The following is a 21498-nucleotide window of genomic DNA, read 5'->3' as shown; positions in this document are numbered from 1 at the left end:
GATCAGGGATACAGGCCGCGCAGTTCGCGCGCTTCCAGAATCCGCTTACAAGCGACGATAAACGCCGCCGTCCGCACCGAGACTTTCTGCTCGCTCGACACTTGCCACACCGCGGTGAAGGCCTCGCGCATCACGCGCTCCAGACGCTGGTTGATCTCGTCTTCGGTCCAGAAGAAGCTCGAGAAATCCTGCACCCATTCGAAGTACGAAACCGTCACGCCGCCCGCGTTCGCCACCACGTCCGGGATCACGAGGATGCCGCGATCGTGCAGGATGTCGTCCGCTGCCGTGGTGGTCGGGCCGTTGGCGCCTTCCACGACGATCTTCGTCTTGATCTTGCCGGCATTTTTCTCGGTGATCTGATTTTCCAGCGCGGCCGGGATCAGGATGTCCGATTCGACCGTCCAGAATTCTTCGTTCGTTACGGCGTCCGCTTCGGGGAAACCGCCCACGCCGCCCGTTTTCGCAACGTGTTCGAGCAATGCGCGCGCATCGATGCCGGTCGACTTGTACAGCGAGCCGGTGTGATCCTGCACCGCGACCACTTTCGCGCCCGCTTCCTGGAACAGGCGCGCCGCGATCCCGCCGACGTTACCGAAGCCCTGCACCGCAATGCGTGCGCCTTCGATATCGAGGCCGACGCGGCGTGCCGCTTCGCTGCCCACCACGAACACGCCACGGCCAGTCGCTTCGCGACGGCCCAGCGAGCCGCCGAGCGTGATCGGCTTGCCGGTCACGACGCCGGTGGCCGTCTGCCCCTGGTTCATCGAGTACGTGTCCATCATCCACGCCATGATCTGCTCGTTCGTGTTCACGTCCGGCGCGGGAATGTCGGTGTTCGGTCCGATGATGATGCCGATTTCGCTCGTGTAGCGGCGCGTCATGCGCTCCAGCTCGCCACGCGACAAGGTGCGCGGATCGACGCGGATACCGCCCTTCGCGCCGCCGTACGGCACGTTCACGGCCGCGTTCTTCACCGACATCCACGCGGACAACGCCATCACTTCCGACAACGTCACGTCCTGGTGATACCGCACACCACCCTTGCCTGGACCGCGCGAAACGTTGTGCTGCACGCGATAGCCTTCGAAGTGCGCGACGGTGCCGTTATCGAGCTCGATGGGCACGTCGACGATCAGAATGCGCTTCGGGCGCTTGAGGGTTTCGAGCCAGCGTGACAGCGAGCCGAGGTACGGCGCGACGCGGTCGACCTGACGCAGGTAGTTGCCCCACGGGCCGAGGTTGTCGCTATTGAGGTAGGAAGGAACGGACTGCAACGATGATGCGGATTGGACAGCTTGCGGCTGGGAAGACATGAACGCTCCGGCGTTGATCGAATACGTGCATTGTCGAAAAACGCCGTTTTGAAATCCAATGCCGTTTCCTTATCCGATTATGTTTTTTTTGCATAACGTTCGGAAAGCCGCAAATTCGCGTCGTGAGCGTGCAGGTTTTCAGGCTGTGCTGTGCCCTAACTCTTCGGATACCACGTCCCACAACTGGCGTACGAGTATCTGCCGCGCGTCGTCGCTTTTGGCCGCAAGTTTGTCGCGGTACAGGCGGATCTCCATGCTCAACGTAAGCTGCCCTTCCGGCGTGCCGCGCGTCGCCCGATCGAGGCGGATCAGCTTGCCATCGGCGACGGCGTCTTCCACGGCGCTGTGCGGCAGGAACGCGATGCCGTGGCCGGCCAGCGCCATCGCCTTGAGCCCTTCGGCCATGTCCGTTTCATACAGCCGATCCAGATAGAGGCGCTCCGGCGCGTTCGCGAGGATCACTTCGGTCATGCGCCCGAGATATGCGTTCGGCGTGTACGACAGATACGGCGTGGGCGCATCGGCGGTGCCCGGCAACGTATGACGCGGACGACCCGCGCGGCCCGGCACGGAGAACGGGCTGATCGGCTCGTTGCCGAGCGTCAGCATGTCGTAGCGCCCGGGGTCGAGCGCCACCGGATGACTGGGATGGTGATAGCCCATCATCAGATCGCAGCCGCCTTCCACTAACGACAAAGCCGCGTCGTGCACGTTCAGCGCGCGCAGCCGCGTGTGGATCGGGCCCATTTGCGCTTCGATCCGCTGCAGCCAGCGCGGGAAGTAAGTGAGCGACAGCGTGTGTGGCACCGCGAACTCGATGGTCGCTTGCGGTGTCGCCGTGTGTCCGCGCAACAAAGCGCGCGCTTCGTGGAATTGCGACAGCATTGCAAGCGCCTGCTCGTTGAACACCTGCCCCGCCGCCGTCAGCCGCGTCGGATACACCGAGCGGTCGATCAGCTCGGTGCCGAGCCATGCTTCCAGCGCCTGAATCCGTCGTGAAAACGCAGGTTGCGTGACGTGGCGCAGCTCGGCCGAGCGGCTGAAACTACGCGTTTCCGCGAGCGAAACGAAGTCTTCGAGCCATTTCAGTTCCATGCGGGGCCTGCTGCCTGCGGGTGGGGAGAAGTCAGCATTCTAGAGGGTGTCGGGGGGCGCGGCTGTCGCGATTGCGGGGCGTTTTGTGCGGGTGTCTACGAGTCTGGTCCGCGCAAATCTGGTTTGCCTGGGCCATGTCGCTCGCATGGGCCACCGCGTCAAGCTGCGTTCCGCGCCTGCCGTGAGGTCTGCGGCTCCAACGCGCCGCCCGCCGCCTCGCCGTTTCCGGCGGCCGATATCACCGCGGCTCGCCGCCTCGCAGGCATCACCGCAAAATCGGGACAGCCGCCGTCCGGTGGTAAAATTCGCGATTCCCGCAGTTTCTCCCGCTCTTTCAGCGCTCACGCCTCCATCATGTCCGACACCCGCCCCGACACCCTGTTCGCGCTCAACGCGCTCTCCCCGCTCGACGGCCGTTACGCGTCGAAAACCGAAGCCCTGCGCGACTGGCTCTCGGAATCCGCTTTCATGCGCAATCGCGTGACGGTTGAAATCCACTGGCTGATCGCGTTGTCGCGCGCCGGTTTCGCCGAAGTGCCGCGTTTTTCCGAAGCGTCCGAACAATTCCTGCTGCAACTCGCCGAGCGCTTCACCGCGCACGACGCCGCGCGCATCAAGGAAATCGAACGCGTGACGAATCACGACGTGAAAGCGGTCGAGTACTGGCTGAAGGAATCGGTCAAGGGTCAGGAAGAACTGGAACGCGCGAGCGAGTTCATCCACTTCGCGTGCACGTCGGAAGACATCAACAACACGTCGCATGGCCTGATGCTGGCCGGCGCACGCGAGCACGTCATTCTGCCGGCGCTGCGCTCGGTGCATCAGCGCCTCGTCGCATTGGCTCACGCTCACGCCGAACAGCCGATGCTGTCGCGCACGCACGGCCAGCCGGCCAGCCCGACCACACTCGGCAAGGAAATCGCCAACGTCGCCGCGCGCCTCGAGCGCGCGATCGACCGCGTCGCGAAGGTCGAACTGCTCGGCAAGATGAACGGCGCGGTCGGCAACTTCAACGCGCATCTGTCCGCGTATCCCGAGTTCGACTGGGAAGCGTTCTCGCGCGAAGTCGTCGAGCAGCGTCTGAAGCTCACGTTCAATCCGTACACGATCCAGATCGAGCCGCACGACTACATGGCCGAACTGTTCGACGCGCTGTCGCGCACCAACACGATCCTGCTGGATCTGGACCGCGACGTGTGGGGCTACATCTCGGTCGGTTACTTCAAGCAGCGCACGAAGGCCGGCGAAATCGGTTCGTCGACGATGCCGCACAAGGTCAACCCGATCGACTTCGAAAACTCCGAAGGCAACCTGGGTCTGGCGAACGCCACGCTGCGCCATCTCGCCGACAAGCTGCCGGTGTCGCGCTGGCAGCGTGACCTGACCGACTCGACGGTGCTGCGCAACATGGGCGTCGCGTTCGGTTACTCGCTGCTCGCGTACGACTCGCTGATCCGCGGTCTCGACAAGCTCGAAGTGAACGCACAGCGTCTGAACGAAGACCTCGACAACTGCTGGGAAGTGCTGGCCGAGCCGGTGCAAACCGTGATGCGCCGTTACGGCATCGAAAACCCGTACGAGCAGTTGAAAGAACTGACGCGCGGCAAGGGCATCACGCGTGAAGCGCTGCAAACGTTCGTCACGGGTCTCGCGATTCCGCAAGACGCGAAGGACCGTTTGCTCGCCATGACGCCGGGTTCGTATATCGGCAAAGCGGTCGAACTGGCGAAGCGTATCGCTTAAACGCGCCTGCTTTGCACATGGCCGCCTCGTTTCACACGAGGCGGCACGAAAAAAAAGCCGCTCCGAGGAGCGGCTTTTTTTACGGCTCTACAACGAGCGAGTTAGCAAACTCACCGTTGCTCGACCTGCTTGAGCACGTCATCGACGATCTCTTCGGGCGTCAACTCGATGCTCACCGTGATCGCTTCATCCGAACCCGGCTCTTCGAGCGTATCAAGCTGGCTTTGCAGCAGCGACGGATCGAAGAAATGCCCGGTGCGCGTCGTCAAACGCTCTTCGAGCACAGCCCGGGTGCCCTTCAGATAAACGAAGCACACGTCCTTGTCGCCGTCGCGCAGAACATCGCGATACGAGCGCTTCAGCGACGAGCACGTGAACACCGCCGTCTCGCCCGCCTTCTGCTTTTCCACAATCGCCGCGCGGATGGTTTTCAGCCACGGCCAACGGTCCTCGTCGGTGAGAGGAATGCCGTGGTGCATCTTTTCCTTGTTGGCGGCGCTGTGAAACGCGTCGCCGTCGGTGAATGCGCAGTGCAGGCGCTCCGCCAGCATTTCGCCAATCTTCGATTTGCCGGCGCCCGACACGCCCATTGCGATCAAAATCATCAAAAACTCCTTACACAACCGCCGCTAGCGCGAACGTCAAGCCCAAACCCATCAGCGAGATGATGGTCTCGAGGAGCGACCATGTCTTGAAGGTCTGCCCCACCGTCATACCAAAGTATTCCTTGATCAGCCAGAAACCGCCGTCGTTCACGTGCGAGAAGATCAGCGAGCCCGAGCCGGTGGCCAGCACCAGCAATTCCGGCCGGACCTGCACCGCACCGGCTGCCGCGATCGGCGCGACGATGCCGCAGGCCGTCGTCATCGCGACCGTGGCCGAACCCGTTGCAAGGCGGATCAGCGCTGCGACCAGCCAGCCGAACAGCAGCGGCGACATATGCACCGACGTCGCCGCGTTGACGATTTCCTTCGAAATGCCGCTGTCCATCAGCACGCGGCCAAAGCCGCCGCCCGCGCCCACGATCAGCGTGATGCCCGCGATCGGCGCAAGACATTCGCCGCAGAACTTCTGGATCTGGTCGCGCGTGAAGCCACGTTTCGCACCGAAGGTCCAGAAGCTGACGAGCACGGCCGTCAGCAGTGCGACGTCCGAATTGCCGAAGAAGCGCAGCAGATCGTTCGGCAAGGTTTTCGGCGCAAACACGAGATCGGCCCAACTGCCGACCAGCATCAGGATCACCGGCAGCAGAACCGTGAACAGCGTGATGCCGAAGCTCGGCAGTTCGCGCTTCGGTGCATTCGCTTTCGCCGCATCGTCGCCATTAGCGCCGCCGAGAAACTGCGCAGCCAGCGCGTTCTCTTTCGGCAGCTTGATATAGCGGCTGATCAGCAACGCAAACAGCGGACCCGCGACGATCGCGGTCGGAATGCCGACGATCAGACCATAAGCAATCGTGCGGCCGATATCCGCGTGATACGCCTGCACCGCGAGCATCGCGGCCGGGTGTGGCGGCAACAGCCCGTGGACGACGGACAGACCCGCGACCATCGGCAGGCCGACCAGCAGCAGCGATTTATTGGTGCGTTTCGCGACGTTGAACGCGATGGGAATCAGCAGCACGAAGCCGACTTCGAAGAACACCGGCAAGCCGACGATCACGGCGACGACCATCATCGCCCAGTGAATGTGTTTCTCGCCGAAGAAGTCGATCAGCGTGGTGGCGATGCGCTCGGCGCCGCCCGATTCGGCCATCATCTTGCCGAGCATCGTGCCCAGGCCGACCACGATCGCGATGTGCCCGAGCGTATTGCCGTTGCCGGTTTCGAACGATTTGACGATGGTCGCCATCGGCATGCCCGCCGCCAGACCCAGCAGCAGCGACACAATGATGAGAACGAGGAACGGATAAACCTTGTAGCGCGTGATCAGCAGGATCAGCAATGCGATGGCGATCACCGCGATGACCAGCAGCATGCTGCCGTGGAAAGCTCCCATGAAGCCCCTCCTTTTTTGCGTTATTGACTCAGAGTGCAGAACACGCAGCCAACACTTCGTCTCACGGCAACCTGCGCGATGCCTGAAAACCGGGCTGGCCGCGCGGACGCTGAATTTTACTGTTTGTTATCAGAAAACGCGCGCGAATCCTGTGCTCGTAACAAAAAGGAGCCTCGGCGTTACAACCTGAACGGCTGTATCGGCGAGGCTCCTTTGTCACCGGACCACGATCCGGCGACGAATGGCGATTAAAGCCAACTAAAGCGACCTAAAGGTGGCTAAAGCGCTTCCTGCTCAATGAGCAGGCGCAGCCAGCTGGCTCGCAGCACGCGCGAGACGCGTGACTTCGTCCCAGTTGCCGGCAGCCAGCGCGGCCTTCGGCGTCAACCACGATCCGCCGACGCACACCACGTTCGGCAGCGACAGGAAATGCGTGGCCGTCTCAGCGGTGATGCCGCCCGTCGGGCAGAACTTCAGCGTCGGGAACGGGCCGTGGAACGCTTGCAGCATCGGCACGCCGCCGGCTTGCTGCGCCGGGAAGAACTTGACGATTTCATAGCCGAGTTCGAGCGCGGTGATGATGTCGGTCGGCGTCATGACGCCCGGCAGCAGCGGCAGACCCGCATCCAGCGAAGCCTGGTGCATGTCTTTCGTCAGACCCGGCGACACGCCGAACTGCGCGCCCGCCTTCTTCGCCTGAGCGCAGTGCTCGGGCTTCGTGATCGTGCCGACGCCGACCACGATGTCTTCGGCCAGTTGACTTGCACGCTCGATCGCTTCCAGGCCGGCTGCGGTGCGCAACGTGATTTCCAGTACCTTCACGCCGCCCGCGTGCAGTGCGCGCGACACGTGTTCGCCCTGTTCGACCGTGTCGAATGCGAGCACCGGAATCACCGGGCCGAGGCGCACGATCTCGCTTACTGTTTTCGCCGTCATAGTCAGACTCCTTGTTTCAGCAACACTTAGCTGGCTTGCGTAGTGCTGGTGTGTTTTTCGGTATGCGCTTTGTGCGCAGTGTGCTGGGCCGTGTGCGAGGCACCGTGCGCGCTCGCGTGAGAGCCTGTGCCTTCGCCCACCATCTTGCCGAACACCGACGCGCCCTGCTCCGCGGGTGCCGCCGCTGCACGGAATACGCCGAACAGTTCGCGACCAAAGCCCACTTCGTTTTCTGCCTGATGCTGCGGCTCGGCGTTCGGTCGCGCGACCCATTCGGCTGAGTCGATTTCGATGTCGAGCACGCCCGCTTCGGCGTCGATCACCAGCATGTCGCCGGTTCGCACTTTGCCGATCGGGCCTTGCAGCAACGCTTCCGGCGATAGATGAATCACGGCCGGCACTTTACCCGATGCCCCGGACATACGGCCGTCCGTGACCAGCGCGACATGGAAACCCTGATCCTGCAACACACCCAGCAGCGGCGTCAAACGATGCAGTTCGGGCATGCCGTTTGCGCGCGCGCCCTGGAAGCGCACCACGGCGATGAAGTCACGCTTCAACTCGCCTTTGTCGAATGCTTCCTGAACCGCTTCCTGCGAATCGAACACGATCGCCGGCGCCTTCACCTTGCGGTGCGCCGCGGCCACCGCCGAAATCTTGATCACGCCGCGACCCAGCTTGCCTTGCATCAGACGCAGACCGCCGTCCGGCTGGAACGGCTCGCCGATGCCGCGCAGCACGGTCGTATCTTCGCTGGCCTGCGCGCCCGGCACCCATTGCAGCTTGCCGTCGATCAGCTTCGGTTCTTCGGTGTAGTGCGTCAGGCCCTTGCCCGCCACCGTGTTTACGTCTTCATGCAGCAGGCCGCCTTCCAGCAGATTGCGCACGAGGAACGCCACGCCGCCGGCTGCGTGGAAGTGATTCACGTCGGCCTTGCCGTTCGGGTAGATCTTCGCGAGCAGCGGCACCGCTTGCGACAGCGTGTCGAAATCATCCCAGTCGATCACGATGCCGGCCGCGCGAGCAATCGCGACCAGGTGCAGCGTGTGATTGGTCGAGCCGCCCGTCGCCAGCAACGCGACGATGCCGTTGACGATCGCCTTCTCGTCGATCACATGGCCGATCGGCATGTAGTTGCCGCGCTCCACCGTCAGATCGAGCACGCGGCGCGCGGCCTGCGCGGTCAGCGCGTCGCGCAGCGGCGTATGCGGGTGCACGAACGCCGAACTCGGCAGATGCAGGCCCATCACTTCCATCAGCATCTGATTGCTGTTCGCGGTGCCGTAGAACGTGCAGGTGCCGTGGCTGTGATACGCGGCGGCTTCGGCTTCGAGCAGCGCGTCGCGGCCGCATTGGCCGGTCGCGAACAGTTGGCGCGTCTTGGCTTTGTCGTCGTTCGAGAGACCGCTGCCCATCGGGCCGGCCGGCACGAAAATGGTCGGAATGTGGCCGAATTGCAGCGCGCCGATCAGCAGGCCCGGCACGATCTTGTCGCAGATGCCGAGGCACAGCGCCGCGTCGAACATGTTGTGCGTGAGCGCAACCGCCGTGCCCATCGCGATGACTTCGCGCGAGAACAGCGACAGTTCCATGCCCGCGTTGCCCTGCGTGATGCCGTCGCACATGGCCGGCACGCCGCCCGCCACTTGCGCGACGCCGCCGTTTTCACGGGCGGCCTGCTTGATGATGTCGGGGTAGTTTTTGTACGGCGCGTGGGCCGACAGCATCTCGTTGTACGAGGACACGATGCCGATGTTCGGCTCGCGAATCTGCTTGATGACGAGCTTGTCGTTGCCTTCCATGCCGGCGAAACCGTGGGCCAGATTGGCGCAGGACAGCGCGCCGCGCGCCGGGAACTTGCCTTGAGCCTGCTGGATGCGGGCGAGATACGCCTCGCGCGTGGGCTTGCTGCGCTCGATCACGCGCTGCGTGACTTTCAACAATTGCGAATGCGGGGAAACCATCGGAGCTCCTTCGTCGCTGGCTTCAGGTGCGTGAGGTGCTCGAGGCGCATGCGCACTTTGCCAGGTAGGTATCGCGGGGGCGTCGGTTCAACCGACGACGCCATCTTAGTAGAAAAACTACACGATCGCAACGTCGTTTCCTGCTGCGCCGCCGCATCGCGGAATATCGTCGAGCGCCTTACTGGCCGCCAGTCAGCGCTTATTTAATCGAAACTAGGGATAACACCTAGAACCAAATATGTAGTTTTTGTAGCTTCTTCGCCAATCAGCTATAGTCCACGCATTCTTCAGCATAGTGCGAGTTTTCCAATGATGCTGTCTCAGGTGGAAGAGATGCGTGACCAGTTGCGGCCGTCCGAGCGCAAGCTGGCCGACTACGTGATCGAGGCGCCGCGTGAAGTGCTCGACCTGTCGATGACGGAAGTCGCCGCGCGCGCAGGCGTGAGCCAGCCGACCATCGCGCGGTTCTGTCACGCGCTAGGCTTTTCGGGGTTTCGCGAATTCAAGATCCGGCTGGCGCAAGGGATTGCCGCCGAAGTGCCCGCCGTCTACCGCGACGTGCGGCCCGACGAGCCGACGCCGGGCGTCGCCGCGAAGGTGCTCGACCGGACCATCGGCGCGTTGATCCAGGTGCGCAACAATTTGTCGTCGGATAGCGTGGCGGCGGCCATCGATCTGCTCGCGCAGGCGCGGCGCATCGAGTTCTACGGCGCGGGCGGTTCGGGCATTGCCGCGCTCGACGTGCAGCACAAGTTCTTCCGACTCGGCATGCCGAGCGTCGCGTACTCGGACCCGCATACGTTTCTGATGTCGTCGGCGTTGCTGGGCGAAGGCGATGTCGTGGTCGCGATCTCGAACACCGGCCGCACACGCGACATCATCGACGCCGCGAAGGCCGCGCTCAATGCCGGCGCGAAGGTGATTGCGATCACGCACGGCAATTCGCCGCTTGCACGGCTCGCGACCGTCGGCCTGTTTGCCAACGTCGACGAAGACACCGATATTTTTTCGCCGATGACCTCGCGCGTGTCGCATCTGGCGATCGGCGATATTCTGGCGGTGGGCGTGGCGCTCAGCCGGGGACCGGAGTTACTGGAAAAGCTGTCACAGACGAAAGAGGTGATTCATCGGCGCAGAGTGGATTCGCACGGGTGACGGCTTCTGCGTGAGCTTCGGAGCGAAGCCAGAATGACAAAAGGGCAGTTGCCGACATGAACGGCAACTGCCCTCTTTCTTTGCAGCACCAACCCGCTGCGAACTGTCAGAACGGCTTGATCACCACCAGCGCGACCGCTGCGAGCATGCCGAGCACCGGCAATTCATTGAACATCCGATACCACTTGTCCGAGCGCTTATTCTCACCGCGTTCGAAAGTCCGCAGCAGTACGCCGCAAAACGCGTGATAAATCACCAGCAGCACGACCACGCCGACCTTCGCGTGAATCCAGCCCTGCCCGCTGCCGATGCCGATTCCGAGCCACAAGTACAAACCGCAAGCCAGCGCAGGCACCGCAATCACCGTCATGAAGCGAAACAGCTTGCGCGCCATGATCAACAAGCGCGCCGTCGCAGCGGCTTCCGTTTCCATCGCCAGATTGACGAAGATGCGCGGCAAATAAAACAGGCCGGCAAACCAGGAGGCAACCAACACGATGTGAAACGTCTTGATCCAAAGCATCAGCGATCCCCGAACAACTTTGTGACTGGCTGCGCCTGTGCAGACGCACGCCAGATTGCAACGGCCTTATTGACGGCCTTCGCCGTGGCCCAGCACGACGTACTTCAGCGAGGTCAGCCCTTCCAGGCCGACCGGGCCGCGTGCGTGCAGCTTGTCGTTCGAAATGCCGATTTCCGCGCCGAGGCCGAATTCGAAACCGTCGGCGAAACGCGTCGAGGCGTTGACCATCACGCTCGCCGAATCGACTTCGCGCAGGAAGCGCATCGCGCGGTCGTGGTCTTCGGTAACCACGGCGTCGGTGTGATGCGAGCTGTATTCGTTGATGTGCTCGATCGCGGCGTCGAGGTTGTCGACCACCTTGATCGCCAGCACCGGCGCGAGGTATTCCGTGCGCCAGTCTTCTTCGGTGGCGTCGACGAGCGGCGTGACGCCCGCGTCCGCGAGAATCGCACGCGCGGTCGGATCGACCCGCAACTCGACCTCCTTGCTACGGTACAGCTTGCCCAGCGGCGGCAGCACTTCAGCCGCAATGCCGCGCGCGACCAGCAGCGTTTCCATCGTGTTGCAGGTGCCATAGCGATGCGTCTTGGCGTTGTCGCACACGTTCAGCGCCTTGGTCAGATCGGCGCGGTCGTCCACGTACACATGGCAGATGCCGTCGAGGTGCTTGATCATCGGCACGCGGGCTTCGTTGATCAGACGTTCGATCAAGCCCTTGCCGCCACGCGGCACGATCACGTCGACGAATTCGGTCATCGTGATCAGCTTGCCGACTGCGGCGCGGTCCGACGTCGCGACCACCTGCACCGCGTCCTGCGGCAGACCGGCGGCTTCCAGCCCTTCGCCGATCAACTTCGCCAGCGCCGTGTTGCATTCCAGCGCTTCAGAACCGCCGCGCAGAATCGTCGCGTTGCCGGACTTCAGGCACAGCGCGGCGGCGTCGATCGTCACGTTCGGACGCGATTCGTAGATGATGCCGATCACGCCCAGCGGCACGCGCATCTGCCCGACCTGGATGCCGCTCGGCCGATACTTCAGATTGCTGATTTCACCGATCGGATCAGCCAGCCCCGCGACCTGACGCAAGCCTTCGAGCATCGTCTTCAGCGCCTTGTCCGAGAGGATCAGACGGTCGATGAACGCCGCGTCGTGGCCCTTTTCGCGAGCCCGCGCGACATCGCGTGCATTCGCTTCTTTCAGCAACGCGGCGTCGCGTTCGATAGCCTGCGCGACGGCTTCGAGCGCCGCGTTCTTCGAGGCCGTCGAGGCGCGCGCCATTGCTCGCGAAGCGTGGCGGGCGCGACGACCGAGGTCGGTCATGTACTGGTCGATATCCATGGTCATTCTCATGATGCCGCGCACGTCGAGGTGCAGCGGATAAGCGGAATTAGCGAAAGATCAAACAATTGTAAGCCGGGTACAGGGGCTTTGCTTCGAGCGGCGGCTGGCGTTGTCGGCGGAGTCGAATTTCAGCGTGCGGAAAATATCGCGCTTGAGAATTCGTCGACACGGGCACGCCGATGTTTCCGCGCCGCTCTGCCGCTCCGGCTGTTCTGAGCGAAGCCTGCTAAAACGCGCTTTGTGTTATTGCAAGGCTGCAGCAATTCAGACTGGCCTTCGCGCCGAAGAAGCGCCAGCCGCGCTCCGAGGTCGTGGCGGCGGCACCGGCGATGTCTTCGGCGACGCCACCGACATCGCCAACTCGAACAGCCCGTCCCACGGATCAGGCGGCGGATCATTACGATGATTGCCCGGCGTGCCGCCCGACAAACCCTTGACCTGCCGATCCAGCCGCGCCGCCAGAGCCAGCGCCTTTTCCAGCGCGCCCTCGGTCACGCGCGACAACGCGGGGCCGATCAACCGTTCACGCGGACCCCACACGCGGTTCTCGCGCACCAGCATCGCCAGCGGCTTGCCGGCGGACACGCCGCGCTTGATCCGCAGCAGCGTGCGCACTTCTTCGACCACGGCCCACAACACCAGCACCGACGCCTCGCCTTCGCCGCGCAGCCCGTCCAGCATGCGAGACAGACGGCCGACGTCGCCCGCCAGCATCGCTTCGTTCAGCTTGAACACGTCATAACGCGCGACATTGAGCACCGCGTCGTGAACCTGCTCGAAGCTCAGCGAACCCGCCGGATACAACAGCCCGAGCTTCTGGATTTCCTGATGCGCGGCAAGCAGATTGCCTTCCACGCGCTCGGCAATAAACGCCAGCGCGCGCCGCCCTTCTTCACCCGCCACCACCCGTTGACCTTGTGCGGCGAGCCGCTGACCCACCCAGTTCGGCAACTGCGTGCGCTCGACCGGATCGATTTTCAGCGCGACGCCCGCGTCGGCGAGCGCCATGAACCACGCCGACTTTTGTGTGGCCGCATCGAGGCGCGGCAGCGTGACCATGGTCAGCACGTCGTCGTTGACGGCGGCGGCGAGCGTTTTCAGTGCGTCAGCGCCGTCTTTGCCCGGCTTGCCGGACGGAATGCGCAACTCAACCAGTTGACGGTCGCCGAACAGCGACATCGACTGACTCGCGCCGAGCAGCGAACTCCAGTCGAAACTCCGCTCGACCGTGAACACCGAGCGGTCGGTGAAACCGGCCGCGCGCGCGGTGGCGCGAATGCGGTCGCACGCTTCCTGCGCGAGCAGGTGCTCGTCGCCGTACACGACGTACAGTCCGGCAAGTCCCTTGGCGAGATGCGCTTCGAGCGCGTCAAGTCGCAGTTGCATGGCTACCGATCGGCGAGGTTGGACAAGTGCAGCAAATCAGACACGCAAGGACGCTCACAGCGGCGGCGGCGGCAACGGCGCACGCGGCGCTATTGCCGGAACGCCCTGGCCCGGCGCCGGAGTAAGCGTATGCACGACGCCCAGACGCCGGATCAACTGGTCGATCGCGTCGTTTTCCATGTCGGCGAACAGGATGTCGGACTCGGCGGCCTTGGCTTGCGAGAACTGGTCGCTGTAGGTCATCGCGCGGTTCAACGCGATCACGCTCGTCGGAATCAGCACGGTGCCGTCCTTGCCGGTCAGCGTGTACGTCATCGTCAGATTCAACTGATATTCCTGGACCACGCCCAGCGAACTCAGCGTCAGCGTGGCGATGCCGCGAGCCTGGGTCAAATTCAGGATCGCGTCGGCGTTGGCCGGCGACGTCACGACGACCGTGTCGCTGCCGCCCTGCACCATGCGCGTGAGTCGCGCGGAGGCCGCCGGGGAACCGCCGGACACGAACAAACGTTTAAAGGCGTAATCCTGCTGGCCGCGCAACTGGAAGCCGCAAGCGGACAACATCAGTACGCTGCAAGCCAGCGTCAAAAACGATCTGCGAGTCACATTGGCTCCCGGTTCGCAGTGAGTTTCGCGGCATGGACAAGCGCCGCCGCGCGCGGCGGCGTCCTGTCTGCCGACATGTTTTTGTGGGCTGTCAAACGACCACGTTCACGAGACGGCCCGGCACCACGATGATCTTCTTCGGGGCACGGCCTTCGCTGAACTTCGCGACCATGTCGTGAGCGGCCGCGAGCTGTTCGATTGCTTCACGCGTGGCGTCCTTCGCCACGGTGATCGCGCCGCGCACCTTGCCGTTCACCTGCAGCACGAGTTCGATTTCGGCCTGTTCCAGCGCCTTTTCGTCCACCTTCGGCCAGGCGGCGTCGAGCAGCGAGCCGAATTCGTCGGCGTAACCGAGTTCCTGCCAGAGCTGGAAGGTCAGGTGCGGCACCACCGGGTACAGCACGCGCAGCATCACGCTGTAGGTTTCGCGCATCACGCCCGGGTTCGCACCCTTCGCGCTGTCGAGCGCATTGAGCATCTTCATCGCCGCCGACACCACCGTGTTGTACTGCAAACGCTGGTAGTCGAAATCGGCCTGCTTCAGCACGCTGTAGATTTCGCGGCGCAGCGTCTTGTCGACTTCGCCGAGTTGCGCGGCGTCGAACTTGCCGCCCGCGCGCAGTGCTGCCTCGTTGCCCTGACCAAAGCTCCACACGCGACGCAGGAAGCGGCTCGCACCGTCCACGCCCGAACCCGACCACTCCAGCTGCTGCTCGGGCGGTGCGGCGAACATCACGAACAGACGCGCGGTATCCGCGCCGTGCTGGTCGATCAGCAATTGCGGATCGACACCGTTGTTCTTCGACTTCGACATCTTTTCGACGCCGCCGAGCACCACCGGCTGACCATCCGAATTCAGGACAGCGCCGACCGGACGGCCCTTGTCGTCGAACGACACGGTGACATCGGCGGGGTTGTACCAGGTCTTCTTGCCCGCATCGCTTTCGCGGTAATACGTTTCGTTGAGCACCATGCCCTGCGTGAGCAGATTCTTGGCCGGCTCGCCGAACTTGATCAGGCCGAGGTCGCGCATCACCTTCGCCCAGAAGCGCGAGTACAGCAGGTGAAGAATCGCGTGCTCGATGCCGCCGATGTACTGATCCATCGGCGCCCAGTAATCGGTGCGCTCGTCGACCATGGTCTTCGCGTCCGGCGCCGCATAGCGGTAGAAGTACCAGGACGAATCGACGAAGGTGTCCATCGTGTCGGTTTCGCGTTTGGCCGCGCCGCCGCAGGTCGGGCACGCGCAGTTCACGAACGCTTCGGACTTGGCGAGCGGATTGCCCGTGCCGTCCGGCACGAGGTCTTCCGGCAGCACCACCGGCAGATCTTTTTCCGGCACCGGCACGTCGCCGCACGTCGGGCAGTGGATGATCGGAATCGGCGTGCCCCAGTAACGCTGACGCGACACGCCCCAGTCACGCAGACGCCACGTGATCTGCTTGTCGCCGAGACCGAGTTCCTTCAGGTCTGCTGCGATCTGGTCGACCGCTGCTTCGTACGCGAGACCGTCGTATTTGCCGCTGTTGATCAGCGTGCCGGTTTTCTCGCCGTACCATTCTTGCCAGGCTTCGGTCGAGAATTCCTTGCCTTCGACCGCGACCACCTGCTTGATCGGCAGGTTGTATTTCTTCACGAACGCGAAGTCGCGTTCGTCGTGCGCGGGCACGCCCATCACCGCGCCTTCGCCGTAGCTCATCAGCACGTAGTTGCCGATCCACACTTCGACCTGTTCCTGCGTCAGCGGATGCGTGACGTAGAAACCCGTGCCCATGCCCTTCTTTTCCATCGTCGCGACATCGGCTTCAGCCACGCCGCCGCGCTTGCATTCTTCGATGAACGCCTGCAGTTCCGGCTTGCCTTGCGCGAGGCGCGTGGCGAGCGGATGCTCGGCGGCGATCGCGCAGAAGGTCACGCCCATGATCGTGTCGGCACGCGTGGTGAACACGCGCAGCAGCTTCTGTTCGCCGTCGATTTCGTACGGGAAGCCGAAGTTCACACCGAAGCTCTTGCCGATCCAGTTCTGCTGCATGATCTTGACGCGCTCGGGCCAGCCGAGGCCGTCGAGGTCGTTCAGCAGTTCGTCCGCGTACTGCGTGATACGCATGTAGTACATCGGGATTTCGCGCTTTTCGACGAGCGCGCCCGAACGCCAGCCGCGGCCGTCGATCACCTGCTCATTGGCGAGCACGGTCTGGTCGACCGGGTCCCAGTTGACGGTGCCGGTTTTCTTGTACGCGATGCCTTTTTCGAGCATCTTCAGGAACAGCCACTGATTCCACTTGTAGTAGTCGGGGCTGCAGGTGGCGACTTCGCGCGACCAGTCGATCGCGAGGCCCATCGACTGCATCTGCTTCTTCATGTAAGCGATGTTGTCGTAGGTCCACTTGGCGGGCGGCACGTTGTTGGCCATTGCCGCGTTTTCCGCCGGCATGCCGAACGCGTCCCAACCCATCGGCATCAGCACGTTGTAGCCGTTCATCCGCAGATAGCGGTACATCACGTCGTTGATCGTGTAGTTGCGCACGTGGCCCATGTGCAGCTTGCCCGACGGGTACGGCAGCATCGAGACGCAGTAGAACTTGGGTTTGTCGCCGGTTTCCGTCGACTTGTACGCGTCAATCGCGCGCCATTGCCCTTGCGCGGCGGATTCGACGTCGGAGGGAACGTATTTTTCGTGCATGGTGTGATGGGATCGCTGGGTCGGTGCTTTCGCACCGGCCGCTTTGGTGCTCTGCTGGATGAAATGGCTTCGATTCCCCTTCGACGGGGAAAGGGCTGATTATACCGTCCGCGGACGGGTACGCCGCGTGGTGTGGCAGGCGGTCTTCGCGCGGTTTGCGCCAGTGCGGCGGGTTCGGGCGGATTCGGATGGGCCCGGGCGGGGCAAAGGCAACCGCAGCAGAGTGACGCGGCGTCGTACTACACCGTCACCGGAGGACGACACGATTCGACACAATCAGCGCGACGACTGGGCCGTGTCGGCAGACACCCCGGGCAAACCGCTCGCAGCGCCTGCCGGCGCATTCAGTGCGCGGTAGCCGGCGAGCCTGCCGCACCGGCTGGCGGTGGCGGATCCGTGACGAAGCCAAGCCGCTCCAGCCCCGCCTGCTGCGCCGCGCCCATCACCTGGGCGATCACCTCATAGCGGGTCGAACGTTCCGCACGCAATTGAATCTCAGGCTGTTCGGCCTGCTTGCCGGCGTCCGCGAAACGCGTGCGCATCTGCTCGGACGTGATGACGCTGCCGTTCCAGTACAGCTTGCCCGCAGCGTCGATAGAGAGAGAAATGGTTTGCGGCGTCTGACGCGCGGGCGCTGCCGCGACCTTGGGCAGATCGAGCCGGATCGCGTGCGAGAACAAAGGCGCGGTAATGATAAAAATCACCAGCAGCACCAGCATCACGTCGATGAGCGGCGTCATGTTGATCTCGGCCATGGGCGCGGCCGCCTGCTTTTTTTCGAGTCCGCCGAATGCCATGTCGCCTCCTTTTACGAGAGTGAGCTAGCTCTGGATGGGTCTTGAGGCGTCGTACTCGCGAGTGGGTGTTGCTTGCGAGAACTTTCCCATGACTCGGTTCGTTGCACCGCTCACGGGCAATCGAAACAGCCAATCAAGCCTGATGCGTCGACGCCTGCTGCGCCCGCACCATCGGCTGAGCCTGCTCGGCCGGCGCACACACATACGCATGCAGATCGTGCGCAAAGCCGTCGAGTTCCTCCGACAACTGCCGCACGAGACGCCCGAGCACGTTATAGGCAAGCACCGCCGGAATCGCGACCACGAGGCCGAAGGCGGTCATGATCAGCGCTTCGCCAACCGGCCCGGCGACGTTCTCGATCTGCGCTTGCCCGCTCGCGGCGATGCTGCCAAGCGCGTGATAAATGCCCCACACCGTCCCGAGCAAGCCGACGAACGGCGCCGTGCTGCCCACCGACGCCAGCAGCACCTGCCCGAACTCGAGCCGCCGCTGCGACGCGTTGAGCGCCTGGCGCAGCGCCCGCAGCACGCGCTCGCTCCGTTCGACGCGAGCCAGCAACGCACCGGGAATGTCGACCTCGGCCGCGTGGAGCGCCGCTTCGGCGAGCGGCGCGAACACGCGCTCGCGATCCGTACGCTTGAGCACGGAGACGCCTTCGGACAGCGTAGGCGCCTGCCAGAACCGCGTAATGGCATGCGTAGCCTGACGTTTGGCGCGAGTGAGAATCCAACTTTTGACGATCAGAAAGCACCAGCTTGCGATCGACATGGCCAGCAGCACATACGCGACGCCGTGCGTAATCGCATCGCTGGATTGCAGGTAATGGATGATGCCGCTGCTGCCTGCCATCTGACCTCGCCGGAGAAAGTGGTTTCACGAGCAGAACAGGGGCCGCGATGCCCCTGTCCTGTCCGAAAGACCTGTGCGTAAGGCCCGCTTACCGCAGACCCAGCACGTCCTGCATATCGAAGAAACCCGCTTGGTGATTCTCGAGAAAATGTACAGCACGAAGCGAGCCTTGCGCATAAGACAAACGGCTCGACGATTTGTGCGTGATCTCGATACGCTCGCCAGTACCCGCGAACAGCACCGTATGATCGCCGACAATATCGCCACCGCGAATTGCCGAGAACCCGATCGTGGACGGATCGCGCTCGCCGGTCACGCCTTCGCGGCCATAGACCGCGCAGTCGTCGAGATTACGGCCGAGCGCGCCGGCGATCACTTCACCCATGGTCAGCGCGGTGCCCGACGGTGCATCGACCTTGTGACGGTGATGCGCCTCGATGATTTCGATGTCGTAGCCGGTCGCGAAATGCTTTGCCGCGAATTCGAGCAGCTTCAGCGTGACGTTCACGCCCACGCTCATGTTCGACGCGAACACGACGCCGATCTTGTCGCCGGCCGCGCGCAGCTGCGCTTTCTGCGCATTGTCGAAACCGGTCGTGCCGATCACCATTTTTACGTTGTGACGCTGCGCCGCTTCGAGATGCTGCAGCGTGCCGTCGGGGCGCGTGAAGTCGATCAGATAGTCGGATTCGGCGAACACGCGCTCGATGTCGTCGGTCAGCAGAACGCCCGTGGGTTTGCCGAGAAACGCGCCCGCGTCCTGGCCGAGATGCGCGGAGCCGCTACGGACAAGCGCGCCGGACAGCGTGGCGGCGGGATCGTTGAGGACGGTTTCGATGAGCATGCGGCCCATACGGCCCGATGCGCCAGCAATGGCAATTTTCATGGCGATGAGGGTGCAAAAAATGCGAAGAAAGTACAACCCGGCAGAGGCGGGCTAATGTGGCGACGGCAGGCAGCACACCCGCACGCCGCGCACATCATGAGAAAGCGGAAAAGCCGGCGGGCGTAGCGCCCGTCGGCGTTGCCCGCCTTAAGACAGGGACAGCGCGATTAGCTGCCCGTTCCCGACGAAGTGGCCGGGGACGCGGTAAGCGGTGCGTTGAGCGTCGGGCCGCCGTTGCTGCTTTGCGGACCGGTCGGTCCCACCGGATTGCTGTTGTTGTCCGGCTGTTGCGGCGGCGGCGGACGATGGAACTGGAACTGCGGCTGGCCTTGAGCCGTCGGACCTTGCGACGGGATGCCGCCGCCATTCGCGGTCGGCGCGCTAGGCACGGCCGAGCGCGGATTACCCGGCGACGTTTGCACAGCACCGGTCGCCCGATTGGCGGCCTGCGCGGCTTCCGCGTTTGCGTCCGTGGACGGAACAGCGGACGCCGCGGCACCGTCGACAGCCGACGCGGCAGCAGGCGCCGCAGCGGTAGCCGCCGGCGCGCTCGCCGCACTGGCGGCAGTCGCCGTAGCCGCCCTTCTGCCACCGCGCCTGTCGCCGTCGATTTCGGCGAGCAACTCGAGGTTGGACGGCAGATCTTCGCCACCCTGCCAGCTGGTAACGATGTCACCCGAGAAGAACACTACGAAGTCGCGCTGCTGCACGATCGCCGTCGAGCCGCGCTTGAAATAGAACACGTAGTCCCAGCGGTCTGCGTGGAACATGTCGGTCAGAAGAGGCGTGCCAAGCAACTGACGCACTTGCGCACGGGTCATGCCGACTTTCATCTGGGCTGCAGCTTCTGCCGAAACAAAATTGCCTTGCACCACTGTAATCCGGTACGGCGTGATGCTTTGGGCAACACGCTGTGTCAGGCTGTCGTAAGTGGAACATCCGGCAAGAACCGCGACAGTCGCAACAGCGATCAAGGTACCCCGCATTCGGCTCCCCCGGTAGATCAATTGAGATTTTGAAATCATTTCACTCACCGTGCGGGCCCGAAGACGAGCCGCGCGAGTTTCATTCCATCGAAGATGACCAGAGAACGGCAAAAACACATTACTATGAGAGCCCAGCATTGTACTCTAGGGATCCCTTGTCATGACCAATCCAACCGATCTCAAGAATATCGGGCTCAAGGCGACCCTTCCGCGCCTCAAAATCCTTGAGATTTTTCAGCATAGCCCGGTGCGTCACCTGACTGCCGAAGACGTGTACCGCAACCTCCTGCACGAAGAGCTCGATATCGGCCTGGCAACCGTATATCGGGTGCTGACGCAATTTGAGCAGGCAGGCCTGCTCTCGCGCAGCAATTTCGAGTCGGGTAAGGCGGTGTTCGAATTGAACGAAGGGTCGCACCACGACCACCTCGTGTGCCTCGATTGCGGGCTCGTCGAAGAATTTTTCGACCCCGAAATCGAGAATCGCCAGCAGTCCATTGCGAAGGAACGCGGCTTCAAGCTGCAGGAACACGCACTGGCGCTCTACGGCGCCTGCACGAAGGAAAATTGCCCGCATCGCAAGCACTGATGCGGGTTTGGCCGCGTCGGAGGACGCGGCCAAATACACAAGAAAGCCCCGGCCGATGCAAATCGGCCGGGGCTTTTTTCATGATCGGCGCCTGCTGTGATGCAGCCGGATTTACGCCTGCGCGATCAGCTCCTCGCTCACCTCGAACGCCAGCCGCCAAGGCTCGGTTAATGAGATTTCATCGCAATTGGGCTGCTCGCCGCCCCGGTCCACCACGATGAAATCGCTCACCCGATCGAGCGCCAGCAACGGGTGATGCCACACGCCTTTTGCATAGCTCACGCCCTGCCACGAATCGGTCCAGAAAGCGCGCATCTGGGCCGGGTCGAACTCGCCTGCGGGCGCGACCACGACCAGGTAATGTTCGTCGCGTAAGGGAATGAAAGCCTGACTGCCGAGCGGGTGCCTTTCCATCATCGTGATATCGACCGGAAAGGCGCGTGGCTGCGCGCGGAACAGGTTGATCAGCGGTCGGCCGCCCTGCTCCGTCACGTCGACGCGAGCGAGGTCGTGATAGCGCTCGGTCGTACCCCCATTGATCGCGAAATGACGCGCGCCATCCAGTTCGATGACCTCGCCGAACGGCGCGAAAGCCGCGCGCGTCAGGCGTTCCAGCTGCAATGTTTTCATCGGCGAACCCTCCG

At 63.1% G+C, this 21498-nt stretch carries 19 protein-coding genes; 3 read left to right on the top strand and 16 right to left on the bottom strand.

Annotated features, from left to right (window positions below):
• Positions 1–2 precede the first annotated feature (2 nt).
• Both ABH945_RS00570 and ABH945_RS00565 read right to left on the bottom strand, forming a co-directional pair.
• A complete protein-coding gene (locus ABH945_RS00570; protein ID WP_074765732.1) occupies positions 3–1316 on the bottom strand; it encodes a Glu/Leu/Phe/Val family dehydrogenase in 1314 nt (437 codons plus the stop codon).
• Positions 1317–1454: 138 nt separating this feature from the next.
• Positions 1455–2411, bottom strand: a complete 957-nt coding sequence (locus tag ABH945_RS00565) for a LysR family transcriptional regulator (RefSeq protein WP_074765734.1) — start codon at positions 2409–2411, stop codon at positions 1455–1457.
• A gap of 354 nt (positions 2412–2765) precedes the next feature.
• Between ABH945_RS00565 and purB the strand changes: the two genes are divergently transcribed.
• Positions 2766–4154 (top strand): adenylosuccinate lyase, encoded by a 1389-nt coding sequence (purB, locus tag ABH945_RS00560; RefSeq protein WP_074765736.1) that lies wholly within the window; start codon positions 2766–2768, stop codon positions 4152–4154.
• Positions 4155–4264: 110 nt separating this feature from the next.
• On the opposite strand, the gene ABH945_RS00555 is transcribed toward purB, so the two are convergent.
• The 4 genes from ABH945_RS00555 to edd form a co-directional block, all read right to left on the bottom strand.
• The gene (locus ABH945_RS00555; RefSeq protein WP_074765738.1) at positions 4265–4759 is read right to left on the bottom strand and encodes a gluconokinase; all 495 of its coding nucleotides are present in this window, start codon (positions 4757–4759) and stop codon (positions 4265–4267) included.
• 10 nt (positions 4760–4769) lie between these two features.
• The gene (locus ABH945_RS00550; protein WP_429249421.1) at positions 4770–6152 is read right to left on the bottom strand and encodes a GntP family permease; all 1383 of its coding nucleotides are present in this window, start codon (positions 6150–6152) and stop codon (positions 4770–4772) included.
• Positions 6153–6446: 294 nt separating this feature from the next.
• Complete coding sequence (eda, locus tag ABH945_RS00545; RefSeq protein ID WP_429249420.1) at positions 6447–7088, bottom strand: bifunctional 4-hydroxy-2-oxoglutarate aldolase/2-dehydro-3-deoxy-phosphogluconate aldolase; 642 nt, start codon at positions 7086–7088, stop codon at positions 6447–6449.
• Between the two features lie 26 nt (positions 7089–7114).
• A complete protein-coding gene (edd, locus tag ABH945_RS00540) occupies positions 7115–9052 on the bottom strand; it encodes a phosphogluconate dehydratase (protein WP_429249419.1) in 1938 nt (645 codons plus the stop codon).
• Positions 9053–9361: 309 nt separating this feature from the next.
• Between edd and ABH945_RS00535 the strand changes: the two genes are divergently transcribed.
• Positions 9362–10207 carry a MurR/RpiR family transcriptional regulator gene (locus ABH945_RS00535; RefSeq protein WP_074765747.1) on the top strand — a complete coding sequence of 282 codons (846 nt, stop codon included), beginning with the start codon at positions 9362–9364 and terminating at the stop codon, positions 10205–10207.
• A 106-nt stretch (positions 10208–10313) separates the two neighbouring features.
• Here ABH945_RS00535 and ABH945_RS00530 read toward each other — a convergent pair whose 3' ends face one another.
• The 9 genes from ABH945_RS00530 to ABH945_RS00490 all read right to left on the bottom strand — a co-directional run bounded on the left by ABH945_RS00530 (position 10314) and on the right by ABH945_RS00490 (position 20265).
• Complete coding sequence (locus ABH945_RS00530) at positions 10314–10730, bottom strand: CopD family protein (RefSeq protein ID WP_429249418.1); 417 nt, start codon at positions 10728–10730, stop codon at positions 10314–10316.
• A 66-nt stretch (positions 10731–10796) separates the two neighbouring features.
• A complete protein-coding gene (locus ABH945_RS00525) occupies positions 10797–12068 on the bottom strand; it encodes a glutamate-5-semialdehyde dehydrogenase (RefSeq protein WP_429249417.1) in 1272 nt (423 codons plus the stop codon).
• A gap of 267 nt (positions 12069–12335) precedes the next feature.
• On the bottom strand, positions 12336–13457 hold the full coding sequence (gene holA, locus ABH945_RS00520) for a DNA polymerase III subunit delta (RefSeq protein ID WP_429249416.1): 1122 nt from the start codon (positions 13455–13457) through the stop codon (positions 12336–12338).
• A 54-nt stretch (positions 13458–13511) separates the two neighbouring features.
• Complete coding sequence (gene lptE, locus ABH945_RS00515) at positions 13512–14063, bottom strand: LPS assembly lipoprotein LptE (protein WP_074765753.1); 552 nt, start codon at positions 14061–14063, stop codon at positions 13512–13514.
• Between the two features lie 91 nt (positions 14064–14154).
• Complete coding sequence (gene leuS / locus ABH945_RS00510; protein ID WP_074765755.1) at positions 14155–16746, bottom strand: leucine--tRNA ligase; 2592 nt, start codon at positions 16744–16746, stop codon at positions 14155–14157.
• Between the two features lie 344 nt (positions 16747–17090).
• Positions 17091–17543, bottom strand: a complete 453-nt coding sequence (locus ABH945_RS00505) for an ExbD/TolR family protein (RefSeq protein WP_074765757.1) — start codon at positions 17541–17543, stop codon at positions 17091–17093.
• 133 nt (positions 17544–17676) lie between these two features.
• On the bottom strand, positions 17677–18393 hold the full coding sequence (locus tag ABH945_RS00500) for a MotA/TolQ/ExbB proton channel family protein (RefSeq protein WP_429249415.1): 717 nt from the start codon (positions 18391–18393) through the stop codon (positions 17677–17679).
• Between the two features lie 88 nt (positions 18394–18481).
• A complete protein-coding gene (gene dapB, locus ABH945_RS00495) occupies positions 18482–19279 on the bottom strand; it encodes a 4-hydroxy-tetrahydrodipicolinate reductase (protein ID WP_074765761.1) in 798 nt (265 codons plus the stop codon).
• Between the two features lie 167 nt (positions 19280–19446).
• Complete coding sequence (locus tag ABH945_RS00490) at positions 19447–20265, bottom strand: outer membrane protein assembly factor BamE (protein ID WP_429249414.1); 819 nt, start codon at positions 20263–20265, stop codon at positions 19447–19449.
• Positions 20266–20425: 160 nt separating this feature from the next.
• Between ABH945_RS00490 and fur the strand changes: the two genes are divergently transcribed.
• The gene (gene fur, locus ABH945_RS00485) at positions 20426–20854 is read left to right on the top strand and encodes a ferric iron uptake transcriptional regulator (RefSeq protein WP_074765765.1); all 429 of its coding nucleotides are present in this window, start codon (positions 20426–20428) and stop codon (positions 20852–20854) included.
• A 111-nt stretch (positions 20855–20965) separates the two neighbouring features.
• On the opposite strand, the gene ABH945_RS00480 is transcribed toward fur, so the two are convergent.
• Complete coding sequence (locus ABH945_RS00480; RefSeq protein ID WP_074765767.1) at positions 20966–21484, bottom strand: ureidoglycolate lyase; 519 nt, start codon at positions 21482–21484, stop codon at positions 20966–20968.
• Between the last annotated feature and the right edge of the window lie 14 nt (positions 21485–21498).

The organism is Paraburkholderia sp. GAS333, assembly GCF_050435665.1.
GTDB lineage: Bacteria > Pseudomonadota > Gammaproteobacteria > Burkholderiales > Burkholderiaceae > Paraburkholderia > Paraburkholderia fungorum_A.
Note: the sequence above shows the minus strand (reverse complement) of the source record. Positions and strands in the feature narration are given on the sequence as shown.